This window comes from Providencia sp. PROV174 (assembly GCF_028480685.1).
GTDB lineage: Bacteria > Pseudomonadota > Gammaproteobacteria > Enterobacterales > Enterobacteriaceae > Providencia > Providencia rettgeri.
Map to the genome: position 1 here is coordinate 61129 of NZ_JAMPOT010000008.1, position 24832 is coordinate 85960.

General features: G+C 39.8%; 19 protein-coding genes, 1 pseudogene and 1 other annotated feature. Of the genes and pseudogenes, 10 read left to right on the plus strand and 10 right to left on the minus strand.

The genetic code is table 11. The features are described 5' to 3' along the window. Positions 1 to 64: 64 nt before the first annotated feature. The 5 genes and pseudogenes from trpA to PSE60_RS06060 all read right to left on the minus strand — a co-directional run bounded on the left by trpA (position 65) and on the right by PSE60_RS06060 (position 6711). The gene (gene trpA, locus PSE60_RS06035) at positions 65 to 871 is read right to left on the minus strand and encodes a tryptophan synthase subunit alpha (protein ID WP_272664828.1); all 807 of its coding nucleotides are present in this window, start codon (positions 869 to 871) and stop codon (positions 65 to 67) included. Continuing rightward, positions 871 to 2061, minus strand: a complete 1191-nt coding sequence (trpB, locus tag PSE60_RS06040) for a tryptophan synthase subunit beta (RefSeq protein ID WP_272664829.1) — start codon at positions 2059 to 2061, stop codon at positions 871 to 873. Before trpB ends, trpA begins: the two co-directional genes overlap by 1 nt. Before the next feature lie 63 nt (positions 2062 to 2124). Further along, positions 2125 to 3501 (minus strand): bifunctional indole-3-glycerol-phosphate synthase TrpC/phosphoribosylanthranilate isomerase TrpF, encoded by a 1377-nt coding sequence (gene trpCF, locus PSE60_RS06045; RefSeq protein ID WP_272664830.1) that lies wholly within the window; start codon positions 3499 to 3501, stop codon positions 2125 to 2127. 1 nt (position 3502) lies between these two features. Continuing rightward, positions 3503 to 5137: pseudogene (gene trpD, locus PSE60_RS20610) on the minus strand (bifunctional anthranilate synthase glutamate amidotransferase component TrpG/anthranilate phosphoribosyltransferase TrpD). Continuing rightward, a complete protein-coding gene (locus PSE60_RS06060; protein WP_210839744.1) occupies positions 5137 to 6711 on the minus strand; it encodes an anthranilate synthase component 1 in 1575 nt (524 codons plus the stop codon). Before PSE60_RS06060 ends, trpD begins: the two are co-directional and overlap by 1 nt. 25 nt (positions 6712 to 6736) lie before the next feature. Beyond that, positions 6737 to 6838, minus strand: a sequence feature (Trp leader region). 139 nt (positions 6839 to 6977) lie between these two features. On the opposite strand from PSE60_RS06060, the gene rnm reads away from it, so the two are divergent. From rnm to aphA, 4 genes are all read left to right on the plus strand, one after another. Beyond that, the gene (gene rnm, locus PSE60_RS06065) at positions 6978 to 7874 is read left to right on the plus strand and encodes an RNase RNM (RefSeq protein WP_272664833.1); all 897 of its coding nucleotides are present in this window, start codon (positions 6978 to 6980) and stop codon (positions 7872 to 7874) included. A 150-nt stretch (positions 7875 to 8024) separates the two neighbouring features. Continuing rightward, positions 8025 to 8645, plus strand: coding sequence for an L-threonylcarbamoyladenylate synthase (locus PSE60_RS06070; protein ID WP_004911068.1), 621 nt, complete (start codon positions 8025 to 8027; stop codon positions 8643 to 8645). A gap of 202 nt (positions 8646 to 8847) precedes the next feature. Continuing rightward, the gene (gene rluB, locus PSE60_RS06075) at positions 8848 to 9765 is read left to right on the plus strand and encodes a 23S rRNA pseudouridine(2605) synthase RluB (protein WP_210839740.1); all 918 of its coding nucleotides are present in this window, start codon (positions 8848 to 8850) and stop codon (positions 9763 to 9765) included. Positions 9766 to 10133: 368 nt separating this feature from the next. After that, positions 10134 to 10847: an acid phosphatase AphA gene (gene aphA, locus PSE60_RS06080; RefSeq protein WP_272664834.1), complete on the plus strand. Its 714-nt coding sequence runs from the start codon at positions 10134 to 10136 to the stop codon at positions 10845 to 10847. Positions 10848 to 10915: 68 nt separating this feature from the next. Here the strand turns inward: aphA and PSE60_RS06085 are convergent, their stop codons facing one another. The 3 genes from PSE60_RS06085 to PSE60_RS06095 form a co-directional block, all read right to left on the minus strand. Continuing rightward, positions 10916 to 13063: a two-partner secretion domain-containing protein gene (locus PSE60_RS06085; RefSeq protein WP_272664835.1), complete on the minus strand. Its 2148-nt coding sequence runs from the start codon at positions 13061 to 13063 to the stop codon at positions 10916 to 10918. 543 nt (positions 13064 to 13606) lie between these two features. Continuing rightward, positions 13607 to 14197, minus strand: a complete 591-nt coding sequence (gene cobO, locus PSE60_RS06090) for a cob(I)yrinic acid a,c-diamide adenosyltransferase (RefSeq protein WP_210838672.1) — start codon at positions 14195 to 14197, stop codon at positions 13607 to 13609. Positions 14198 to 14202: 5 nt separating this feature from the next. Then, positions 14203 to 14967, minus strand: a complete 765-nt coding sequence (locus PSE60_RS06095) for a YciK family oxidoreductase (RefSeq protein ID WP_272664836.1) — start codon at positions 14965 to 14967, stop codon at positions 14203 to 14205. 177 nt (positions 14968 to 15144) lie between these two features. Here PSE60_RS06095 and sohB point away from each other — a divergent pair, with 177 nt between their 5' ends. Continuing rightward, positions 15145 to 16191 (plus strand): protease SohB, encoded by a 1047-nt coding sequence (gene sohB / locus PSE60_RS06100; protein WP_272664837.1) that lies wholly within the window; start codon positions 15145 to 15147, stop codon positions 16189 to 16191. A gap of 96 nt (positions 16192 to 16287) precedes the next feature. Here sohB and PSE60_RS06105 read toward each other — a convergent pair whose 3' ends face one another. Further along, positions 16288 to 16545 carry a DUF2498 family protein gene (locus tag PSE60_RS06105; RefSeq protein ID WP_094960535.1) on the minus strand — a complete coding sequence of 86 codons (258 nt, stop codon included), beginning with the start codon at positions 16543 to 16545 and terminating at the stop codon, positions 16288 to 16290. 290 nt (positions 16546 to 16835) lie between these two features. Between PSE60_RS06105 and topA the strand changes: the two genes are divergently transcribed. The 4 genes from topA to sodC all read left to right on the plus strand — a co-directional run bounded on the left by topA (position 16836) and on the right by sodC (position 21031). Then, positions 16836 to 19442: a type I DNA topoisomerase gene (gene topA, locus PSE60_RS06110; RefSeq protein WP_004911045.1), complete on the plus strand. Its 2607-nt coding sequence runs from the start codon at positions 16836 to 16838 to the stop codon at positions 19440 to 19442. A gap of 176 nt (positions 19443 to 19618) precedes the next feature. After that, positions 19619 to 19798, plus strand: coding sequence for a hypothetical protein (locus tag PSE60_RS06115; protein WP_198641116.1), 180 nt, complete (start codon positions 19619 to 19621; stop codon positions 19796 to 19798). A gap of 5 nt (positions 19799 to 19803) precedes the next feature. After that, a complete protein-coding gene (locus PSE60_RS06120) occupies positions 19804 to 20286 on the plus strand; it encodes a type II toxin-antitoxin system death-on-curing family toxin (RefSeq protein ID WP_371031558.1) in 483 nt (160 codons plus the stop codon). Positions 20287 to 20506: 220 nt separating this feature from the next. After that, complete coding sequence (gene sodC, locus PSE60_RS06125; protein ID WP_272664838.1) at positions 20507 to 21031, plus strand: superoxide dismutase [Cu-Zn] SodC; 525 nt, start codon at positions 20507 to 20509, stop codon at positions 21029 to 21031. Between the two features lie 376 nt (positions 21032 to 21407). Here sodC and PSE60_RS06130 read toward each other — a convergent pair whose 3' ends face one another. Next, positions 21408 to 23441 (minus strand): M13 family metallopeptidase, encoded by a 2034-nt coding sequence (locus PSE60_RS06130; protein ID WP_272664839.1) that lies wholly within the window; start codon positions 23439 to 23441, stop codon positions 21408 to 21410. Positions 23442 to 23751: 310 nt separating this feature from the next. Between PSE60_RS06130 and cysB the strand changes: the two genes are divergently transcribed. Then, the gene (gene cysB / locus PSE60_RS06135) at positions 23752 to 24726 is read left to right on the plus strand and encodes an HTH-type transcriptional regulator CysB (RefSeq protein ID WP_004911040.1); all 975 of its coding nucleotides are present in this window, start codon (positions 23752 to 23754) and stop codon (positions 24724 to 24726) included. Positions 24727 to 24832: the final 106 nt, after the last annotated feature.

A 24832-nucleotide genomic window follows, 5' to 3' on the forward strand; every position in this document is an offset into this window, starting at 1 on the left:
TATATGATTTAAGTAATCAAGCCAATAAACTTAAGTATGACTTGATTACTATTTATTGTTTAGCCTATTTCTGTGTTGCTGCTTTCATTTTTGCAACAAACTCAGTTAATGATGTAAGCATAACATCAGGGCGATTTAAGTTGTTTTCGATGATTTTAACCACGGCTGAACCAGAAATTGCACCTGCTGCACCATTTTTAATCGCTTCTTTGACTTGCTCAGGTTCAGATATCCCAAAACCTTGTAGGGCAGGAGCCGCGTTATACTGATTTAATTGACTCAATAAATGAGCTAATGGCGTTTCAGCGCGTTTTTCTGTGCCTGTTACGCCTGCACGTGATAACAAATAAGTATAACCTTGGCTATATTTCCCAATTTGTTGTAGTAATTCATCATTGGCATTGGGCGGGCAAATAAAAATGGGAGCAATGTTGTGTGCCAATGCAGCTTCACGAAATGGCTTTGATTCGGACATCGGAACATCTGCAACTAATACGGAATCAACACCTGCTTTTTCGCAGCGAATATAAAAATTTTCAATACCATTGGTAAAGACTAAATTTGCATACACTAATAAACCAATCGGAATAGTAGGGTGTTTTTCTCTAATACGACTTAGTAACTCGAAACAAATTGTCGGGGTGATTTCACTTTTAAATGCGCGTAAATTCGCATTTTGGATAGTCGGGCCATCGGCCAATGGGTCAGAAAATGGAATACCAATTTCTAATGCATCAGCGCCACCAGCAATTAAGGCATCAACAATGTTCAATGATAATTCAGCATCAGGGTCACCTAATGTGACAAATGGAACAAATGCCCCTTGGTTATCGTGAGTTAAACGTTTAAAAAGTTGGGTATAACGTTCCATTAAATTTCTCCTCTGCTGGCTAAAATATCATGCACTGTAAAAATATCTTTATCACCACGGCCAGACAAATTGACGATTAATAATTGTTCTTTATTGGGTTCTTGCTCTGCCATTTTTAATGCATAAGCGAGGGCATGAGAAGATTCTAATGCTGGAATAATCCCTTCTTTACGTGATAACAATTTAAAAGCATTCAAGGCTTCGTCATCGGTAATTGAAACATATTCTGCGCGACCAATACTATTTAAGTGAGCATGTTGAGGCCCGACAGAAGGAAAATCTAATCCTGCAGAGATGGAATATGACTCTTCAATTTGGCCTTCACTGGTTTGCATCATCGGTGATTTCATACCGAAATAAATTCCAACACGACCATGCTTTAATGGCGCACCATGTTGGCCTGATTCAATACCTAACCCAGCAGGTTCAACACCAATTAGTTTCACATTTTCTTCTGGAATAAAAGAGGCAAATAAACCGATTGCATTTGAACCACCACCAATACAGGCAACGACAGCATCGGGTAAACGACCTTCTTTTTCAAGAACTTGTTGTTTGGCTTCATCACCAATCATACGTTGGAATTCACGTACAATTGTTGGATAAGGATGTGGACCCGCCGCAGTTCCTAATAAATAGTGGGCTTTATCATAACTGCCAGACCAGTCCCTTAATGCTTCATTACACGCGTCTTTCAAGGTTGCCGAACCGCTATGAACAGGAATAACTTCAGCACCCATTAATTTCATACGAAATACATTGGGAGACTGTCGTTCAACATCTTTAGCGCCCATATAGATACGGCATTTCATATTCAATAATGCGCAAGCCAGTGCGGTAGCAACTCCATGTTGCCCAGCACCTGTTTCTGCAATAATTTCGTTTTTTCCCATTCGCTTAGCCAGTAGCGCTTGGCCTAATACTTGGTTGGTTTTATGTGCGCCGCCGTGCAGTAAATCTTCACGTTTCAAATAGAGTTTTGTTTTTGTACCGGCAGTTAAGTTTTTACATAATGTTAGTGCAGTAGGGCGACCTGCATAGTTTTTTAGTAAGTCGTGAAATTCACGAATAAATTCAGCATCATTTTGTGCGTCGATAAACGCGTCTTCTAATTGATTTAATGCAGGGATCAGAATTTCTGGGACATATTGCCCACCAAACTCGCCAAAATACGGATCTAATTTACTCATTATTTATTGTCCATTTTAACAGTTACATTAATTGGTGTTGGAGTTTTATCTTTTCGTTGTGTATTAGTGAGCCGTTGATTCGGCTAACAACGCTGACAACACCAAATTTATTTTTTGTTCACTTTTTATACCAGGTTCAATTTCAACCCCTGAATTAAAGTCTAATCCGTTGCACAGTAACTTTGCAGCGTCTAGGCAGTTATCAGGTGTAAGTCCCCCCGCAATCATTATTTTTTGTGTGGCAGATGAAGGGATTTCTGACCAATTGAAGGTTTTACCTGTGCCACCTTGTCCGTTATCCAGTAGTAACACATCAATGTCTTGTGTGTCATAGTCATTTAAAGTTGTTCTTGACATATCAAGCGCTTTCCAAACTTCACAGTAGTTTGGTAAAAATGTTTTTAACATATTGATATAAGAAGGATCTTCTTCACCATGTAGTTGCACCGCAGATAACGCAAGCTGTTTGGCAATATGGGCAACAAAATCGGCGGACTGATTGCGAAAAACACCGACATATTTTAACGGCGCAGCATGGATGATAGTTTGCGCCTGTGACAACGTCACTTTTCTCGGGGAGGTTTCAGCAAAAATTAATCCACCGTAGTGTGCTCCTGCTTTAAATGCAGCTTTTGCATCTTGTTCGCGGGTTAAACCACAGACTTTATGTTCCCCAACTAACAGGCTGCGAATGGCTTTATCTAAGTCAGCTTGCTCCATTAGTGCACTACCAATTAAAAAACCATTTGCAAACTGTCTCAGTGACTGAATATGTTGATGTTGATGAATGCCTGACTCGCTGATCACTATCGTTTCTTCTGCTAAGCGAGGCGCGAGCTCACGAGTCCGATTTAAATCAATAGAAAGGTCGCGTAAATCTCGGTTATTGATGCCAACCACTTTGGCTTTTAACCGAATTGCTCGCTCTAATTCTTCTTCATTGCTGACTTCCGTTAATATCCCCATACTCAGTTGATGAGCAACTTCAGCCAACGCGATATATTCATCATCATTTAAGACAGATAACATCAATAAAATGGCATCCGCTTGGTAGTAACGTGCAAGGTAGATTTGGTATGGGTCAATGATAAAATCTTTGCATAATACAGGTTGCTTTACGGTGTTACTGACTATCGTTAAGTAATCCATATTACCTTGAAAATATTTTTCATCAGTGAGAACGGAAATAGCACTCGCATATGGTGCATATGTCTTGGCTATCATTGCAGGGTCGAAGTCAGCACGGATCAAGCCCTTTGAAGGAGACGCTTTTTTGCACTCCAAAATAAAAACAGGGCGTTTGGCGCTTAGTGCGTTATAGAAACTACGCTGGCTAGGCTGAACCTCAGCAATAAAGCTTTCTAACGGTTGCTGGGCTTTGCGTTCAATTAAATAGTCAACTTTATCATCAACAATTTTTTGTAAGACTGTCGCTTTCATTTTATTGGTTCCTTGCCGCGAGTGCTGTAACGCGGTCAAATGCTTTACCGCTACGAATAATTGCAAGTGCGTGTTCGCTGTTTTGTTTTAAATCTTCATGGCCATTAATACGCATCAGCATGGCAACATTGGCCGCTACAGCCGCTTCGTGAGCCGCTTGGCCATGGCCTTGAAGTAAATGGCTAAGCAATACGCGGTTTTCATCAGGTGTACCGCCTTCTAAGTCGCGTAATTGATATGGCGCCAGTCCAAAATCATCAGCAGTTAATTGATAATGTTGTACTTTGCCATCTTTTAATTCAGCAACTTGAGTGACCGCATGTAATGAAACTTCATCCATCCCCCCACTGTGTACCACAGCTGCACGGGTAAAACCAAGCATCTGCAGTGTTTCAGATACCGGTTTTACCAATGATTCTTGGTAAACACCGATAAGGGCAATCGGTGGGCGAGCCGGATTAATTAATGGCCCCAATACATTAAATAACGTTCGAGTTTTTAGTTGTGTACGTACAGGGGCGGCATGGCGAAACCCACTGTGGTACTGCGGTGCAAATAAAAAACAAACACCAAGCTCATCTAATGCGTCACGAGCACTTTGCGCACTGAGGTCTAAGGCGATACCAAAGGCGGCAAGTAAATCCGAAGAACCTGAACGGCTCGAAACACTGCGATTACCGTGTTTAGCCACTTTAATCCCACATTCAGCAGCAACGAATGCGCTTGCTGTGGAAATATTGATACTATTTGCACCATCTCCCCCGGTGCCAACGATGTCGCTGAATGGGTAGTCAGGGCGGGGAAATGGCTGTGCATTCTCCAAACAAGCCAACGCGGCTCCAGCAATTTCTTGTGGTTGTTCACCTCGCATTTTCATACTGATTAACACAGCAGCTAATTGAGGTTCTGTTAATTCGCCTTGAATAATGGCATTAAACAAGTACTGGCTTTCTTGTTGAGTCAGTGGTTGCGCTTTAAATAACTTATCATAAATATTTTGCATAATTGGCTCTTTAGTATTCCGTTAGTGCGAATGAGTAGGTTCGGTTGCATTGGGAGTAGAAAGAGCCCATGCCACAGTGTTTTCTAGCAACTGTTTACCTTGCGTTGTTAAAATGGATTCGGGATGAAATTGGAATCCACAAACTCTATCGCTATCATTACGTACAGCCATGACCATGCCATTTGATTGGGCACAAATGGTTAAGCTTTCCGGAATTTGGCTACCAACAAGAGAGTGGTAACGCGCCACTGATATTGGGTTTTCAAGATGATTAAACATAGCTAAACCATCATGTGTGGCAATCGAAGATTTACCATGCAAAATTTCACCTGCTGCTGAAACCGTTCCGCCATAAGCTTCAACGATGGCTTGGTGACCTAAGCAAATACCAATAACAGGGATTTTGCCTTTTACTCGCATTAATACTTCTGGCATTGAACCTGCTTCGCTTGGTTTACCGGGGCCGGGTGATAAGACTAATATCGGTGAAATCATTTGATTTAATACAGATAAAATATGTTCTACATTGACTGTATTGCGATAAATAACCACGTTATGGCCACCTGCACGCAGTTGGTCTACTAGGTTATAAGTAAAGGAGTCAACGTTATCGAGTAGTAAAATGTTCGCCATTAGAATAACTCCTTAACTTGATGTGCTTGGGCAATTGCACGGATCACTGCACGTGCCTTATTACGGGTTTCATCGGCTTCAGCTTGAGGTACGGAATCTAGAACGACACCACCTCCCGCTTGTACAGTGGCAATGCCATTTTCTACGTATGCAGAACGGATAACGATGCAGGTATCAAAATCACCATTTCCTTGGAAATACCCTACAGCTCCCCCGTATGAACCTCGGCGCTCTTGCTCATATTGGGCAATCAGTTGCATGGCTTTTACCTTTGGTGCACCCGTTAAAGTCCCCATATTCATGCAAGCTTGGTATGCATGAAAAACATCTAAATCTTGGCGCAATGTTCCCACAACATGAGAAACTAAGTGCATCACGAAAGAGTAGCGGTCAACCTTAGTTAGGTTGGCAACATAACGGCTACCCGCTTCACAAATACGGGCTAAATCGTTGCGCGCTAAGTCAACTAGCATGATGTGTTCAGCGAGTTCTTTTTCATCTGAGCGCATGGAAAGTTCAATTCGGCTGTCTAAGTCGAGATCTAATTCACCCTGTGCGTTACGGCCACGAGGGCGGGTCCCCGCGATTGGATAAATTTCCACTTTACGATTTGCTGTTGCATATTTGAGTGCGCTTTCAGGCGACGCACCAAAGAGAGTGAATGCTTCATCTTGCATGTAGAACATATAAGGGCTTGGGTTTTGTGCTTTGAGCTTTTGATATGCAATTAAAGGATGTGAGCACGGCATCGTAAATTTACGAGAAGGCACAACCTGAAAAATATCACCACGGTATATGGCTTCTTTTAATGAGGTGACAATTTCCCCATATTGCTGGTCATTTTTGTTTATCGAAACCGCAAAATCAGGTGCTGTTGCTAAAGGAAGTGCGGGTAAGAATGGGCGGCACGAAGCGATAATTTGTGCGTGACGTTGTGTCACCGTTTCAGCATCTTGCGCATTTTGCGTAAATAGGCAACTTTTGAGCCGAGCAGCCTGATTTTGGTGGTCGATCACTAAATAATGTTCAGCCACAAAAAAACAATAGTCAGGGCAGTGATTAACGGTATTCACATTGGGTAAATCTTCAAAACTGGCGACTAAATCATAAGCAAACAAACCACCCACAAACAGGTTTTCAGGTTTTGTTGAATAGGCTTGCGCGAGAGCCGGCAGAGCACGTAAAACGTCTAAACAAGATGCGGCCTTCAGACGACTGTCTTCGTCTAAATCTTTTGCCGGCGAGCTGAACGTTACCGTTAAGCTATTTTCTTGCATGCTATGATGTGTGATTAAATGGGTTAACTGTGCTAACAGCTTTGGTAATAATGCTTGGCCATTTGGCGTCAACGCTTCTATTTCAACTTGTTGACCAAAAGCACGAATACGTAGCGCGCTGTTGACAACCAGCAAGCTTTGTAAGTTGGCCTTATTATTAATTTCAGCAGATTCCAACAACATTGTTGATGGAACTTGATGGCACAGATGATTAAATAATAATGTAGGATCAGGCTGATAATTAATTGGGCTATCCAGATACTTAAAATGTGCTAATGTGGTGTTTTGTTCGTTCATTATGTTGCCTTACGCTAATTTTTGACATAAAAAACCCGCCGATGAAGGGCGGGTTTGGCACTGAGACATACAATAACTATGCGTGTGCGGCTTCCGCCCAATTTGGGAAGTCACGCCACCAACGATTTGATAAGTTAAATAAATTCATTGTATGCCTCACTGGATAAACTGATGATTTTTAGCCTTAGCTATCTTGTGTACTAGTTAACTGGATCGCGTTGTTTATGTCAAGAACTTTGTTACTTTATTAGGAAATATAGTTGTACATGGAAATTAGAGAAGATATCAATTTGTCGACTGCCTCGCCGCCATTAGTGACTCGCTACGACTTACATAGCCATACAAATGCTTCGGATGGTGATCTTACTCCAGCAGAGTTAATCGAACGTGCGATTGAAAAAGGGGTTAATATTTTAGCGATCACCGATCACGATACCTGTGAAGGTGTATTTGAGGCTCGTCGCTATCTTACTGAAAATGAAAGGCCAATTGAGTTAGTCAATGGTGTTGAAATTTCGACACTGTGGGAAAACATTGAAATACATATTGTGGGGTTAAATTTTTCGCCTTCACACCCCGCTATGGCTCAATTGTTGAAAGCACAATCTGAACGTCGCTTCGAGCGTGGTATTGAGATGGGCAGGCGATTACAAAAATCGGGGATTGATGACGCATGGGAAAATGCGCAACATATTTCTGGTGGTGGGCAGGTAACGCGGGCTCATTTTGCACAGTATATTGTGAAAATAGGTAAAGAAAAAACCATTAATAACGTATTTAAGCGTTATTTATCAAAAGGAAAAATAGGATACGTTCCTGCGAAGTGGTGCTCAATTAAGGATTCTATCGACGCAATCCATGCGGCCGGTGGTATTGCGGTATTAGCTCATCCTGCGAAATATCAATTATCCAATAAATGGTTAAAACGGTTGGTTGCGTATTTTAAACAGTGTGAAGGTGATGCCATGGAAGTTTCTCATTGCCAGCAGCCGCCACATGAAAAGCAGTATTTAGCAGAATTAGCCAATAATGCAAATTTACATACATCGGTGGGTTCAGATTTTCATCGGCCATGTTCTTGGATAGAGCTTGGCCGAAATTTATGGTTACCTAATGATGATAATGCAGTCTGGACGCTTTGGAATGCGGTAAAAAGCAGCTAATTAATTGATGTATTAATAATGCGGTGTAAAATAATTATTATAAGTGATGATTTATTTCTGAGTAGGTCATCTCATGGAATTAAGAGATAGTAGCATTTATAGGTATTTTTGCCGGGTGATGCTGTCGATACCCAAAAATTAGAGGTATGTATGAGCCAGTTTTTTTATGTCCATCCGGATAATCCTCAAGCAAGACTTATTAGCCAGAGTGTTGAAATTCTAAATAAAGGCGGTGTCATTGTTTACCCTACGGATTCAGGGTACGCCATTGGATGTCGTTTAGAAGAAAAAGATGCTTTGCAACGTATTTGTCGTATCCGTCAGCTTGATGCTAACCATAATTTCACTTTAATGTGTCGAGATCTCTCTGAGCTATCGAATTACGCGCATGTTGATAACACCGTTTTCCGTTTAATAAAAAACAATACGCCAGGTAATTACACCTTTATTTTACGGGCAACGAAAGAAGTTCCACGGCGTTTAATGAATGAAAAACGTAAAACCATTGGCTTACGTGTGCCATCAAACCCGATTGCTCGAGATTTACTCGAAGCTGTTGGTGAACCTTTGATGTCAACGAGTTTGATTATGCCTGGTGATGATTTCACTCAATCAGATCCTGAAGAAATTCGCGACTTACTTGATAAACAAGTCGATTTAGTCATACACGGTGGTTATATCGGGCAAAAACCAACAACTGTGATTGACTTTACTGATGATACACCTGTTGTGGCACGTGTCGGAACAGGGGACCCAACGCCTTTTGAATAAATGCAAATACCTAAAAGCCTAAGATTTAGCGCAAAATTAAATAAAATCGTATTGAAAGTGCGATATTCAGATAAGTTATAGGGGTTCAGGACAAACCTGTGTATAATGCGCGGGTTTTCAAATTCATTACTTTTTGGTACGGCAACAAGATGACGCGCCAAAAAGATATTTGACGCCTGTGAAGGCGACAGCAGAGGGTTACATGAGCGTAAAACCGCAAAAAACTGAAAAATTACAGAAAATCCTTGCTCGTTCAGGGCATGGTTCTCGTCGAGAAATCGAAACATTCCTGCAAGCGGGTCGTATTAGTGTTGATGGCAAAATTGCGACACTCGGAGACCGTGTTGAAGTCACACCTGCAACAAAAATTCGTTTAGATGGTCGTTTATTAGCTACCAAAGAACCTGAAAAGGAAATTTGCCGTGTAATGGCTTATTACAAGCCAGAAGGTGAATTATGTACACGCCATGATCCAGAAGGGCGCCCAACTGTTTTTAACCGTTTACCACGTTTAACGGGAGCGCGATGGATTGCTGTTGGCCGCTTAGATGTTAACACCAGCGGTTTATTGTTATTTACGACTGATGGTGAGCTAGCTAATCGTTTAATGCACCCAAGCCGTGAAGTTGAGCGTGAATATGCTGTACGTGTGTTTGGTGAAATCAATGAAGCAAAAATTCGTCAATTAACACAAGGCGTACAGTTGGAAGATGGTCCAGCTTCTTTTAAAACGGTTTCTTACCGTGGCGGAGAAGGGATGAATCAATGGTTTAACGTCACTTTAACTGAAGGGCGTAACCGCGAGGTCCGTCGCCTTTGGGAATCGGTTGGTGTTCAAGTAAGCCGTTTAATCCGTGTGCGTTATGGTGATATTGATTTACCAAAAGGTTTACCACGTGGAGGATGGACGGAATTGGGTTTAGAACAAACCAATTATCTCCGTGAGCTGGTCGAATTACCAGTAGAAACTGAAAGCAAAGTTGCCGTTGAGCGTGACCAACGTCGTATTAAAGCAAACCAAATTCGCCGTGCGGTAAAACGCCATACGCAAGTTGCATCACGTCCTGCATCAAAACGTCAATCTTCAAGACCAACGGCGAAACGTCGTACTCGCATCTAGATTAATTGCAATTCTCGAATAGTAAAAAAGCTGAGGCTCCACCCTCAGCTTTTTTTGATGTATGGAAGTGATTCTCATATATCAACGTAATGATTTTATTGAATATAACCTTGTTAATAATAAGAAAATTAATGTTCTAGTTCACATTATTATGAAAGCTATCAGTAAGAGATGATATTTATGAGATATCCATCTCATTTTAATGTAATTAAAAGTCTTAGTATGACCCTTCTTGTGGGATGTATCTCACAAAATATTGGGTTGCTACTGATAATAAAGACAAATTTACAGATAAACCTATTACTTACCCAGTTTATCCAGATAAATAAAGAATGGTTTAAGTGGATAAACCTGAATAAGGACAAAACATGAAAAAAATAACACTGACTTTGAGTGCGATTGCATTGGTATTAAGTTTTACAGCAACGTCTCAAGCAAAAATTCCAATGCCAGAAACCGTAAGCCCTGGGGTTACCGTTGTTGAACTTGCTCAACAACAGCCTATTCATTGGGTTTCCATCGAACAAATTAAACAAAGCCTAGAAGGCAAAGCGCCAATGGCTGTTGGGTTTGATATCGATGATACGGTGTTATTTTCGAGTCCAGGTTTTTACCGTGGCAAACTAGAGTTCTCACCTAACGATTTTAGCTACCTAAAAAATCAACAATTTTGGGAAAAAATGAATAATGAGTGGGACAAATTCAGTATGCCAAAACAAGTGGGTATTGATTTAGTCAAAATGCACTTAGATCGCGGTGATACTGTCTATTTCATTACAGGCCGTACGAAAACGAAAACAGAAACAGTGACTAAATACGTTCAAGAAGGCTTAGCAATACCTGCAGATAAAATGCAACCTGTTATTTTTGCAGGCGATGAACCAGGGCAAAATAATAAAGTGAGCTGGATGCATGATCACAAATTAACCATCTATTATGGTGATGCTGATGCAGATATCGCGGCAGCCCATGAGTTAGGTATTCGTGGTGTCCGTATTTTACGTGCAGCTAATTCATCTTATCAACCATTACCAAAGGCAGGGCGTTTTGGTGAAGAGGTGGTGATTAATTCAGAATATTAATTCTGTAATGAGCCATAATAAAAAGGCAGTCATTTAAAAATGACCGCCTTTTTTGAACGTAAACTAGTTTAGTTAGTTACAACAGCATCAATAATCACACGATTACCTGAGATGCTTCCTGTTGTTCCATTAGTGACGATAGGGCTGGTGATCTTAGTGGTATTAGTCGAACGTAAAGCCCCATATTGATTATTAACTCGATTTTTGGAATCAATAGTTAGGTTTTTCCCAGCAGTCACTTTTCCTGCGTAGTTTTCTAATGTGCCGACATCAAGTCTTTGGTTATTAACAGTGGTAATTTGTCCATAATTATTATTGAGTGTCGCTTTGAGCTTAATATCAATATCGTTACGTGCAGCGACATTATTATCTACATTAGCAGTAATTGAACCATACAAGTTACTCAGAGTATCTCCTTTAACTTTAATCGTACCATTATTGGTTTGTAGGCCGCCATTTTGGTCCGTTAGCCCAAATTTGGTATTAACGAGTTTAAAATCACTACTGTAATTGTTGTTCAAATGACTGGTTTCAATCTCAAGACTATTTTCTGCATTAATTAAGCCTGATTGGTTATCAATATTATGGGCTTTGATTGTAAGGTTTTTCCCTTTGATATAACCAGAACGGTTGTTCATTGAATTCGTATTAATGACGGATTTACCGTTATTTGAAATAATCGCACCGGAGTTAATGAGTTGGTTTGTGTTGATATTCATCACGCGGCCACTATGAATGGTGGATGATCCCGCATTGGTGAGTGATACTGATGCATCCAAATCCATACGGCCATTAGCGGCATTTATTTCAGAATTAGATTGCGTCAAGTACATCGTACTGATATCTGTATGGCGTTGTGCAATGATTTTGCTATTGGATGTATTTTCAATACTAGATTGCGCGCTGATCTTGCTATCTCGTCCCGCAGTGATATTGGAATTTTCATTCACAACACGAACGGCATTGATAGTTAAATCACGTCCGGCATTGAACCCTTTTCCTGGGTCATTTGGGTTAGCGAGATTGTCTCGGTTATAAATTGTATTCATAGAATGAACATCTATGTCACCTTTAGTAGATTGAACTATACCATTATCATTTATAAAGGAATCAGAGAGTGTACTGACATTCTGTTGGGCAACAATTGAACCTCGGTTGTTACTCAGTGTTCCTAACGTGGTTAAGTTAATATCATTGTTATAAGAGGTGATAATCCCATTATCATTATTAATCGCCCCAGTACCTGCAACTGCGATATTGACCTGTTTATTACCTGCAATACGACCATTATTCGTAATACCCGCAGCATTAATCTTAATGTCACCAGCTGCATTCATATTGCCATTGGTATTGTTCACTGTTCCTGCTGTATCAATGGAAATAGCGCCATTATGTGTGCCAATATCCCCTAAATTACTTACGCCAACACCTGTTTCAGTGGCAATTAATGAAATTTTATTGGCATACATACCGCCAATTGAAGAAACATCAATCCCGACAATAGGTTTTGTGCCGATTGCAGTAGCAGTGCCCGTCACATTCCCTGCCGAATTGACATGATTGTTTCCAGCTACCACATTGAGACGCTGAGCTTCAACAACGCCATTGATGGCAATAGAACGGGCAATTAAATCTGTTGGCGAATTTGAATCTAATCTTCCATTGACGGCAATTTTACCTTGCTGCACATTATAGTTAGCAATAGAACCATCATTGGCTAACTCTACTTTACCCGTCGTTAACGTTGTGCGGCTGGTATTGATAAAACCACAGTTGTTACATGTAATACCCGAAGCGTTAGCAACAATGACTTGTGCTTTACCGCCTGCGACTTCAACCATGCCATTTAAGGTTGTTGCCGTATTTGAGTTTATTTCATTTAAAATAATTTTTGCTCGCCCACCAGCAACGTTGGTATTTCCACCAATTTTACCACCAATAACCGTATTAGTATTACCTGCGCTGTTATTTAATATCACACCTTTTTGGTCAACATCGAATTGACTATAGGTATTATGGGAAACACCGGCTTGGCTTGGTTTATTAATATAAACGACAGTAGGGCCATTACTTTGATTCAATACGCCTGCACCGTTGGTTGGCGTAATTGCAGCTTGGGCAACGGTGGTTGTACCAACGATTATTGAAACACATAAAAAGAGTGGGTTAAATTTTAATGTGGTAAAATTTAAATGAGTATTTAAAACATTTTTCATATATATCCCTTTAAATAAAATAGAAGAATCTAAAATAACTAACAATCCATTATTGCTATTTAATTATGCTTAAATAGCAAATTAAATAAAATTAATAATGTTAACATGGATAAATACATTGTTATTAGTTGATAAATAACCAAAACTGCTTAAAAGCGGGTTAATATCAGTTGTTTTAAAATAATTTATTATTTATCAAATGGTTGCATTTTTATGTTTTTGTCTAACAAGGAGGATTTTACTGACGTAGCTATACGTATCCAGTTTAATGGAAAAGATGAATAACAACGAATAGCATTAATTATTTTTATGTTTTATTTTAATTGTTATAAATTAATTGTGATATTTGATGTGCTGAAGTTATTAAAAGTAATTTATATTATCTGAAATATTTTTTATTTTTAAACTCACACTAAATTGGTGTGATAAACGAATAAGAATAAATGACTTTTTTATAGATTGACTGATGGAGTAGTTAGATAAAAATAGATTAAAAGTGCAATAATTGAAAAAATCGTATTATTGCACTTTCTTAGTGGTTAATTACCAATCAATCCCTTTTTGAGCTTTAATTCCAACATCAAATGCATGTTTCACTGGGCGCATTTCTGTTACCGTATCAGCTAATTCGATCAAATCTCGGTGGCAACCTCTACCCGTGATCACGACAGACTGATTGGCAGGACGGCTTTGTAATGCTTGAACCACCTCTGCTAATTCGAGGTAATGATAACTCACCATATAAGTGAGCTCATCTAAAATGACTAAATCGTACTGTGGGTCACTTAATAATTGTTTGGCGTACTGCCAAGTTTCCATACAAGCAAGGGTATCGGTCTCTTTATTTTGAGTTTCCCACGTGAAGCCTGTTGACATAACATAGAAGGGAACGCCTTGTGGTTCAAGTAGTTCGCGTTCGCCATTATCCCAACCCCCTTTAATAAATTGAACAACAGCAGCTTTCTTACCATGACCTACTGTACGGCATACAGTTCCAAATGCAGCTGTGGTTTTGCCTTTCCCATTTCCAGTAAAGACAATAACGATCCCTCGTTCAATTTGTGCAGCTTCAATACGCGCATCTACCTTTTCTTTTAGACGCTGTTGACGTTCTTCGTGTCGACTTTGAGACATCGTTTTTACTCCGCAGCACCAGGTTTACGTCCAGGTTGTGCATCATAACTACTCCCCGTTTTACGCAGGCTATCATCACCCATCAAATAGATATATATAGGCATGATATCAGCAGGGGTTTTTAATTTAAGTGGATTTTCATCAGGAAATGCACTTGCTCGCATTGAGGTTCGAGTGCCGCCTGGGTTAATACAATTTACCCGAAGATTGCTCTGCTTATATTCTTCGGCTAGCACTTGCATTAAACCTTCAGTCGCAAATTTGGAGACAGAATAGGCACCCCAACCGGCGCGACCTTGTTTACCTACGCTTGAACTGGTAAAAATTAACGAGGCATTAGGTGCTTTGAGTAATAGAGGAAGTAAAGCTTGAGTTAGCATAAACGTGGCATTGACATTGACTTGCATGACATCATGCCATAGGTCGCTGGGTTGCTCAGAGATAGGGGCAACGACACCAAGTATTCCTGCATTGTGTAATACGCCATCTAAATAAGGAGTTATGGAGGCGATTTGTGTGGCAAGCGTATAACAGTCATCAATAGTTGCAGTTAATAAGTCTAATATAAAGCAAGGTGAATTATTTCCACCTAAAGCGGCAATTTCATCACTAACTGATTGTAATTTATGCTGTGTTCTACCAACAAGGATAAGGGATGCACCATAGCGCGCGTAAGTGAGAGCGGCTTCACGGCCAATGCCATCACCGGCACCGGTTACAAGAATCGTTTTACCTTTCAATAGGTCTTGTCTAGGTTGATATTGGAGCATATTCTTTCCTACTATTGTGATTAGCATGTACGGTTATCATCGCACTGATTATGATAATTGGCTAATCTAACATAGTTATTAACGAAGTTTGTGTGCTAACTCTGTTTTTTTCTGGTTGTTTGCACGTAATCGTGAGATTATTTTTGTATTGAAGATAAACATCAAAAGGATCAGATTGTGGAGTATTTCTCATTGTATGGGCTATTTTTAGCAAAAGTCGTTACTATTTTGGTGGCGGTGGTTTTGCTAGCTGTCTTTGTGTTTGGCGTAGGTATGCGCCGGCAAGGGGCTAAAGGTGCTTTAAAAATCACAGATTTAGGTGAAAGTTATCGTGAGCGCCAACGCCAAATGCAACAAATTAAAATGAATGAACCAGAACATAAAGCGTGGTTGAAAGCATTTAAAAAGCAGCAAAAAGCGAAATCAAAAAGTGAGAAAACAGGGGCGAAATTAGGCCAAACAGGGGTTAAAAAACCTTGTTTATATGTCGTAGACTTTAAAGGTAGCATGGATGCCCGTGAAGTTGCCTCTTTACGTGAAGAGATCAGTGCAATTCTTGCTGTTGCCGACCAACAAGATGAAGTTTTGCTAAGACTTGAAAGCCCTGGAGGAATGGTTCATGGTTACGGTTTAGCAGCTTCACAATTATTAAGAATCAAAGAAAAAAATATCCCACTTACCATTGCGGTTGATAAAGTTGCAGCGAGTGGCGGATACATGATGGCATGCATTGCAGATAAAATTATTGCTGCACCATTTGCCATTATTGGTTCGATTGGTGTGGTTGCTCAAATTCCAAATATTCATCGGTTATTAAAAAAGCATGATGTTGATGTTGAACTTCATACCGCAGGTGAATACAAGCGTACATTGACCATGTTAGGTGAAAACACAGAACAAGGTCGTAAGAAATTTGTTGAAGATTTAAATTCAACCCATGAATTGTTTAAACAATTTGTTCATCAAAATCGCCCATCTTTAGATATTGACGCAGTTGCGACAGGGGAGTATTGGTATGGCTCACAGGCACTTGATAAAGGGCTAGTGGATAATATTGGTGTAAGTGACGATTTTATTATTAATGCGATTGATACTAAGGAAATAGTTAGTATTCGTTATGTGTTAAGTAAAAAAATGATGGATAAGTTTATGGGAAGCGCGGCAAAGAGCGTGGATAACTTATTATTGCGCTGGTGGCAACGCGGACAAAAGCCACTTTTGTAATTTTGAATTTCGCCTAGCGAATAAGCGTTTTTAAATCTACTATTAATTTACCGGCGTTAAAGCCGGTAAATTTTATACAAAAAGCATACGTGTTAATTAGTTATTATCACTTAATTGGTATTGTTCTGACAGTACATGAGCGAGGTGTTTGTACATATTAAAAGCAGCTGTACTTTTTAAAGTAGGGATATTGTTCTCATCTAAGAAGAACTCCCCTTTAAATACCAATGTACCCCGATGCTGCTCAACGGTGTCAACAAACATACCATGAATATAATCATCATGTTTCTTTATGATATCATTAGCTTTTTCAAGTAACTCTTTTTTTGTGATGAACGGTAAATTATCTTGCATAGCTTGGCTTCCTTGAAAAAATAATTGGTTGCTTCTAGCATTTTATCAGGTAGAGTGTGTGGTTTTCAATTGTGACTAAACATCTTTATGTGGTTAAAATCAGTCAACTAGAAGACACTTTGTGCTTTTTAGAATAACGTGATTGAGTTTATAAGTTTTGTTTCAACACAAATAATTGTTTAAAAATATATTGATATATTGTGATTGTGTCGCAATATAAAAAAGAGATTCTCATTTTGCGCATTTTAATGTAGAAATGCGCCATTGTTGATATTTAGGTAAAGGTAAATATGGGTAAAGCTCTTGTTATAGTGGAGTCCCCGGCAAAGGCCAAAACGATTAATAAGTATCTTGGCAGTGGCTACGTTGTAAAAAGCAGCGTTGGCCACATTCGTGATCTGCCGAAAAGCGGCTCTGGTTCACAAACCGGCTCACAAAAGAGTACAGGCTCATCTACCGACAAAACAAAGAAAGTAAAAAAAGATCCGCGTGATGCGTTAGTTAAGCGCATGGGGATCGACCCTTACCATGGTTGGAAAGCGAATTATCAAATTCTACCGGGTAAAGAAAAAGTGGTTTCTGAACTTAAATCACTGGCGGAGGATGCCGAACACATCTACCTCGCAACGGACTTGGACCGTGAAGGGGAAGCTATTGCGTGGCATTTACGCGAAGTGATTGGTGGAGACGATTCTCGTTTTAGTCGTGTTGTATTTAATGAGATCACCAAAAATGCGATCACTCAGGCATTTGATAGCCCTGGGGAATTAAACATAGATAGAGTTAACGCACAACAAGCGCGTCGTTTTATGGACCGAGTTGTGGGTTATATGGTTTCTCCGCTGCTGTGGAAAAAAGTCGCTCGTGGCTTATCGGCTGGTCGTGTTCAGTCAGTTGCAGTGAAACTCATTGTTGAACGTGAGCGAGAAATTAAAGCTTTCGTCCCTGAAGAATATTGGGAACTGCATGCCGATTTAGCCGATAAAGATATCGCTAACTTGCGTATGGAAGTCACTTCACAGGGTGGTAAGGCATTTAAGCCAGTCAATAAAGCGCAAACAGAGGCAGCAGTTAAGCTGCTTGAAAAAGCCCGTTTTGCAGTTGTTGATCGTGAAGATAGGCCGACATCAAGTAAGCCGAGCGCACCGTATATCACGTCAACGTTGCAACAAGCTGCCAGTACCCGCTTAGGTTTTGGCGTGAAAAAAACCATGATGATGGCTCAGCGTCTTTATGAAGCAGGGTATATCACCTATATGCGTACTGACTCAACAAACTTGAGCCAAGATGCATTGGATATGGTTCGTGGCTACATTAATGATAATTTTGGCGCTAAATACCTGCCAAAAGATGCGAATGTTTATAGCAGTAAAGATAATTCGCAAGAGGCGCACGAAGCCATTCGTCCTTCTAGTGTCGATGTTTTACCTGAATCACTAAAAGACATGGAGAACGATGCGAAAAGGTTGTATCAATTAATTTGGAATCAGTTTGTGGCCTGTCAAATGACGCCAGCTAAATATGATTCAACAACCTTGACAGTCAAAGCAGGGGATTTTGAACTAAAAGCCAAAGGGCGTACGTTACGTTTTGATGGTTGGACGAAAGTCATGCCTGCACTGCGTAAAAATGATGAAGATAAAACATTGCCACCAATACAAGTTGGTGCTGAGTTATCTTTAATTGAGCTATTACCTAGCCAGCACTTTACGAAGCCACCAGCTCGTTTTAGTGAAGCATCTTTAGTTAAAGAACTCGAAAAACGTGGTATTGGTCGCCCTTCGACGTATGCAGCGATTATTTCGACGATCCAAGACAGAGGTTATGTCAAAGTTGAAAATCGTCGTTTCTATGCAGAGAAAATGGGTGAAATTGTCACGGATCGTTTAGAGGAAAACTTTAACGACCTGATGAACTACGATTTTACTGCGCGTATGGAAGACCAACTGGACCATGTTGCAAACCATGATGCTGAGTGGAAAGCCGTATTAGATGAATTCTTCTCTGACTTTAGTAAGCAACTAGATGTTGCTGAAAAAGAACCAGAGGAAGGGGGAATGCGCACTAACCCAATGGTGATCACCTCAATCATTTGCCCTGATTGTGAACGCCATATGGGGATCCGTACCGCATCAACCGGGGTATTTTTAGGTTGTTCTGGTTACGCACTACCACCAAAAGAACGTTGTAAGAAAACAATAAACCTTATCCCTGAAGACGAAGTCTTGAATGTGCTTGAAGGGGATGATGCGGAAACTAATGCGTTAAGAGCAAAACGTCGTTGTCCAAAATGTGGCACCGCGATGGACAGCTATTTGATTGATAATGGCCGTAAATTACATGTATGTGGTAATAACCCTGCATGCGAAGGTTATGAAATCGAAGAAGGCGAATTTCGTATTAAGGGTTATGACGGCCCAGTCATTGAATGTGACAAGTGTGGATCAGAAATGCACCTGAAAATGGGGCGTTTTGGTAAGTACATGGGTTGTACTAACGAAGAGTGTAAAAATACGCGTAAAATCTTACGAAGTGGTGAAGTCGCACCACCGAAAGAAGACCCGGTTCCATTACCGGAACTTCCATGTGAAAAATCTGATGCGTATTTTGTGTTACGTGATGGAGCTGCTGGGGTTTTCCTTGCGGCAAATACATTCCCAAAATCACGAGAAACGCGTGCACCATTAGTTGCTGAATTACAGCGCTTTAAAGACCGTTTACCTGAAAAACTGGCTTATTTGGCTGAAGCACCAGCTGAAGATGGCGAAGGTAATCCAACTGTCGTCCGTTTTAGTCGTAAAACAAAGCAGCAATATGTTTCTTCAGAAAAAAATGGTAAAGCGACGGGTTGGAGTGCGTTCTACGTTGATGGTAAATGGGAAGTGAAAGAGAAATAATAGTTCTCTTTTATTTTCAAGCAAAAAAGCCAATCATTTAATTTGATTGGCTTTTTTATTAACTAGTAAAATACGCTGTAATGAAATAAGTTGACTTAGTATGAGTTACCTTACATTATGTTCTGATAGTATTATCTTTGTTTTTATAGTGAATTGATTTAATAGAGGTTATAAAAATGGGTCACGCATTACAAAAGCCTAATCGCTTATTGATACCTGCTCGTGACAAAAGTAAAATTGCTGCGCCTAAACCAGCAATTAGCGAGCAATGTTCACATGAAGTCCAAGTCAAAAATGCTTTTGATTTTGGTTTCATTCGCTATGAAAAAGCAATGGAAAAACTTGCTAAGGTATAGTGAGAGTGATACGCATCCAAGGGGAGTTTGTTGAAGGTATTAATTATTTATCTGTTGATGATTTGGTAAATATTAATAGGGTATTGATAGAACGACAAACTCCTAATGAGCCTATAGAAATCCTCAATTTTAATAATCTCAATTCCTCCCAGTCTAGACCCAGCCAAGTTAGGTACTATCAACAGACTGATGATATGTTTGTTTTATCTTCTGTGTTAATTGAAAGTCTTATCCAAAACCATTCTTTTGCAAATGCGAATAAACGGACAGCAATGATGGCAGGTTATATTTTTTTATTATTAAATGGGTATGAATTAACCGCACCAGAAGATGATATTGTAAACATGGCTTCGGGTTTAGCGATAAAAGATTATTCACTTGAAGATCTTGAAAATTGGCTATGTTATTGGTCGAGAGAGTTTGATTCAAGGCAACTGTGTCAACCCAACGGACTTGTCAATTTCATATCAATGCCTATCGGTGAATAACCCGCTGTTATATTGTCATTTCCTTTATTTCTTATCGCTCACTGTGATATAGCTGCCAATTTTTAACTAAACTCAAATGTAGCACCAAAGTGATAACTAATTTGTGTTAACTTAAGATAGAGTCTTTGTCGTTATCAATAGATAGTAATAGTTCTTACCTTGTTAAGGTCTTTAGGTAAGTCGATGGAATGATAGATAAAAGTTATCCACCGGAGGCAAAATGAAGTTAAAAATGTGTTTACTGGCTGCATTATTGACAGCGGGGACAGCATACGCTGCTCAATCTACTGTTGTACTAAAAGAAGCAACCCCAACAGGTGATGGTAAAGCAATAGGTGAGGTTGTTATCTCAGAAACAGAATATGGATTACTATTTACGCCTAAATTAACGGGCCTACAAGCAGGCATTCATGGGTTTCATGTTCATGAGAACCCAAGCTGCGAACCCGCAGAGAAAGATGGCAAATCGGTACCTGCATTAAAAGCCGGTGGCCATTTAGACCCCGCTAAAACAGGTGTCCACAAAGGCCCTTATGATAACACAGGGCATTTAGGTGATTTACCCGGCCTAGTTGCTGATAGCCAAGGTAACGCTGATTATGCGGTACTAGCACCACGATTAAAATCACTAAAAGATGTTCAAGACCGTGCATTGATGGTGCATGTGGGTGGTGATAACTATTCTGATAATCCAGAAGCGTTAGGCGGTGGTGGGGCTAGAATGGCCTGCGGCGTCATCAAATAATACGCGTCATATTTCAAGCTGTGGCGTTGTTAGCTGCGCTTGCTAACCCTAGTCACATACTGATGTATGCTCCTAGGGCTTAGCGCCGCTTGCTGCCTAGCCACAACTTGAACTATTTAGCGTATTGTACTGATTATAAAGTAATTTAAACGACAGTATTGCATTAATTAGAAAGTGATTTAAACAACAGAATTGTTATTTGAGCTTACTGATTTTAGTTACATACTGATGTATGCTCCTAGGGCTTAGCGCCGCTTGCTGCCTAGCTATAACGTGAACTATTTAGCGTATTGGATTGATTTGAAAACAATTTAATTTTGCTAGTCATAAAAAGAAGGCTCAAGTTAAATCTCGAGCCTTCTTTTTTCATTATAAACTACCAAATACGAATACGTTGCTCCGGCGCCAAATACAGTGTGTTATTTTTATCAACACCAAATGTTTGGTACCAGTCATCAATATTGCGTACCACGCCATTAGCACGGAATTGGTTAGGGCTATGAGGGTCTGTCATAATCTTATTCCGCTCAGATTCTTTATTTGACAGTTCTTGCCAAGTACGAGCCCAAGCAATGAAGAAACGTTGTAACCCAGTTGTTCCGTCAATAATTGGGGGCTCACCATTTGGATAATTTTCTTTGGCAAATTGTTTATAAGCACTCAAGGCGATATTTAACCCACCGAGATCACCAATGTTTTCACCTAATGTAAGCTCACCATTCACATTTAAACCATCAACAGCAAATGCGTTATACTGCTCGACAAGCTTGGCTGTTTTCTCTTTAAAGTGAGTTTTCGCACTCTCACTCCACCAGTTACGTAATTGCCCCGTACCATCGTATAAACTACCTTGGTCATCAAAGCCATGTCCCATTTCGTGGCCAATTACAGCACCAATTGCACCATAGTTATAGGCTGGGTCAACATTAGGATCAAAGAAAGGTGCTTGTAAAATTGCTGCTGGGAACACAATTTCGTTTTGAACAGGATTGAAATAAGCATTGACTGTTTGTGGCGTCATGCCCCATTCCCATTGACGGACAGGTTGGCCAATTTTGCCAATCATATCATCATATGACCAGGCTAAAACTTGCTTATAATTATCTAACAATGAGTCAGGTTTGAGGTTAATCGTACTAAAGTCATTCCATTGATCTGGATACCCCACTTTAACAGTGAATTGTTCTAATTTTTTAAGGGCTTCTTGGCGAGTCGGCTCATCCATCCAGTCATTGACTTTTAGGCGTGAATTAAATGTACCTCTCACATAACTGACCAAGTCTTTAATTTTTTCTTTAGCTTGAGGGTCGAAGTATTGTTCGACATAAATTTGCCCTAATGGCTCACCTTGGAGTGAATTAACTGTCTGCAATGCACGTTCTTGGCGAGTGCGTTGCTTTTCAATTCCATTGAGTTTTTTCGAATAAAAATCAAATTGAGCATCTGCGATAGTTTGGTTTAAATAACGTGCGTGTTCACTAATATATTGGAAGGTTAGGTAATCTTTTAGTGTCGAAACAGGGGTATCAGCAAAAATTTTTGCGGTTTGTTCCACTGCGCTATCTGTTTCAACGATGATTTTCTCAAGTTGTTTATCTGTTAGTTTACGACTGGTAATAAAACTAGTCCAATCAAAACCTTGAGTATAATTTTTCATTTCAGCTAGGGACATTGCATGGTAATTTTTGATAGTGTCACGGCGTGCTTCTGGGCTCCAATGCACCGTTGCAATCGCTTTTTCCAAATCAAAAATTTTCTGTGCTTTTGGTTGTACATCTTTTTCACCCGCCAGTTCTAGCATGGTAGCGATATAAGCGATATAACTTTTTCGAATATCTTCCATTTGAGGGGTGTCATCGAGGTAATAAGTACGGTTCGGTAGCCCTAAACCACCTTGACCGATATAAAGCACATAGGTATCAGGTTCTTTGGCATCTAAATCTACCCAATAAGAAATCAGCGATTTATAGTCAGGCTGTGTCATTAACTGGCTAATATCATGATGATTTTTAGCTTTTGCAATGGCATCTAAATCGGATTTTATTGGGCTAATACCAGCTTGCTCGATAGCTTCTTCATTCAGGTAGCTGAGATATAAATTTCGAATATTTCGTTGGTTATGCGTGAGCTTGTTTTCAGGGCTCTGTTGTAGTTGGTCAATAATCGATTGAATGTGTTTTTCTGTGTTTAAGTATAATTCCACAAAAGAGTTAATGCGTGGCATACCGGTGGGGATTTTCGCTTTATTTATCCAATCTTCATTAACATAACGGTAAAAATCATTTCCGGGTTCAATCGTGTCAGACAAAACAATTTTTTGTTGTCCATAAGCCACTTCTTTCGCCAAGAGCGCAGGGGCAAAAGAAATCGTCGACATACCAATAATTAAAGCCAAAACATTTAAACGCATGTAACCACCTCTCTTCGTTGAGAATTTTGATATCCAATCTGATACGTTAAATTTTACAGTGAGGATCCTGCAAAATTCATTTTACTTATTGAACCACATAATGAAATAAAGTTAATCCGTCTTTGCACTATCTTACGGCCTTTCATCAGTGTAGTGGTATTTAGATGAAATTTTATCATCATACTGTTTATTCTTCTGTGAATGATGTTATATTGGTTATATCAAATAAGTTCATTATAACTTTTGGTTATATTTAATATTTTTTAGCTATACCAAAAGCACATTATTCATGTATGAGGTAGACTGAAATATGAAATTGCAGCAATTACGTTATATTGTTGAAGTGGTTAACCATGACTTGAATGTCTCCTCAACCGCAGAGGGGCTTTTTACTTCACAGCCCGGTATCAGTAAACAAGTGCGGATGCTTGAAGATGAGCTTGGGATCCAAATTTTTGCACGTAGTGGTAAACACTTAACGCATGTTACCCCTGCAGGGGAAGAAGTTGTGCGGATCTCCCGAGAAGTGCTATCAAAAATTGAAGCGATCCGTTCGGTTGCTGGGGAGCACACTTATCCGGATCGAGGGAGCTTAAGTATTGCGACGACACACACACAAGCTCGTTATGCTTTACCTCCGACCATAAAAGGCTTTATTGAACGTTACCCTCATGTTTCATTGCACATGCAGCAAGGGTCACCAACACAAATAGCTGAAGAAGTTTGCAAAGGTAATAGTGACTTTGCGATAGCAACAGAAGCACTACACCTGTATAACGATTTGATTATGTTGCCATGCTACCATTGGAACCGCTGTGTCGTTGTGCAGAAAGACCATCCGCTCGCGACGAAAAAAAATGTCACTATTGAAGATATCGCGGAATATCAAATTGTAACTTATACCCATGGGTTTACTGGTCGTTCAGAATTAGATGTGGCATTTCAGAAGATTGGCCTTGAGCCCAAAATTATTTTTACCGCAACCGATGCAGACGTGATCAAAACCTACGTCAGATTAGGGTTAGGGATCGGTATCATCGCGAGTATGGCAGTTGACCCAGTGAGTGATAGCGATTTAGTTGTAATTGATATGCGTGATAAGTTCAGCTATAGCACAACTAAGATTGGTTTTAAGCGCACCAGTTTCTTACGTAGCTATATGTACGATTTTATGTGGCGCTTCGCACCGCATCTAACTCGTGATGTAGTCGATAAAGCGGTAGCTATTCGTAATAATGAAGAAATTGAAGAATTTTTTAAAGATATGAAATTGCCTATCATTTAATTTCTTTATATTTCTGTACTACCCAATAAAAACCCTAGTGACTGTATTTCTAGGGTTTTTATTATCAATACTTCGCCGGTGTACCAAGCTATTTTCTGACTTATTT

Coding starts and splice junctions, on each gene's coding strand:
- trpA (WP_272664828.1), bottom strand. CDS start 871: ATGGAACGTTATACCCAACTTTTTAAACGTTTAACTCACGATAACCAA.
- trpB (WP_272664829.1), bottom strand. CDS start 2,061: ATGAGTAAATTAGATCCGTATTTTGGCGAGTTTGGTGGGCAATATGTC.
- trpCF (WP_272664830.1), bottom strand. CDS start 3,501: ATGAAAGCGACAGTCTTACAAAAAATTGTTGATGATAAAGTTGACTAT.
- PSE60_RS06060 (WP_210839744.1), bottom strand. CDS start 6,711: ATGAACGAACAAAACACCACATTAGCACATTTTAAGTATCTGGATAGC.
- rnm (WP_272664833.1), top strand. CDS start 6,978: ATGGAAATTAGAGAAGATATCAATTTGTCGACTGCCTCGCCGCCATTA.
- PSE60_RS06070 (WP_004911068.1), top strand. CDS start 8,025: ATGAGCCAGTTTTTTTATGTCCATCCGGATAATCCTCAAGCAAGACTT.
- rluB (WP_210839740.1), top strand. CDS start 8,848: ATGAGCGTAAAACCGCAAAAAACTGAAAAATTACAGAAAATCCTTGCT.
- aphA (WP_272664834.1), top strand. CDS start 10,134: ATGAAAAAAATAACACTGACTTTGAGTGCGATTGCATTGGTATTAAGT.
- PSE60_RS06085 (WP_272664835.1), bottom strand. CDS start 13,063: ATGAAAAATGTTTTAAATACTCATTTAAATTTTACCACATTAAAATTT.
- cobO (WP_210838672.1), bottom strand. CDS start 14,197: ATGTCTCAAAGTCGACACGAAGAACGTCAACAGCGTCTAAAAGAAAAG.
- PSE60_RS06095 (WP_272664836.1), bottom strand. CDS start 14,967: ATGCTCCAATATCAACCTAGACAAGACCTATTGAAAGGTAAAACGATT.
- PSE60_RS06105 (WP_094960535.1), bottom strand. CDS start 16,545: ATGCAAGATAATTTACCGTTCATCACAAAAAAAGAGTTACTTGAAAAA.
- topA (WP_004911045.1), top strand. CDS start 16,836: ATGGGTAAAGCTCTTGTTATAGTGGAGTCCCCGGCAAAGGCCAAAACG.
- PSE60_RS06115 (WP_198641116.1), top strand. CDS start 19,619: ATGGGTCACGCATTACAAAAGCCTAATCGCTTATTGATACCTGCTCGT.
- sodC (WP_272664838.1), top strand. CDS start 20,507: ATGAAGTTAAAAATGTGTTTACTGGCTGCATTATTGACAGCGGGGACA.
- PSE60_RS06130 (WP_272664839.1), bottom strand. CDS start 23,441: ATGCGTTTAAATGTTTTGGCTTTAATTATTGGTATGTCGACGATTTCT.
- cysB (WP_004911040.1), top strand. CDS start 23,752: ATGAAATTGCAGCAATTACGTTATATTGTTGAAGTGGTTAACCATGAC.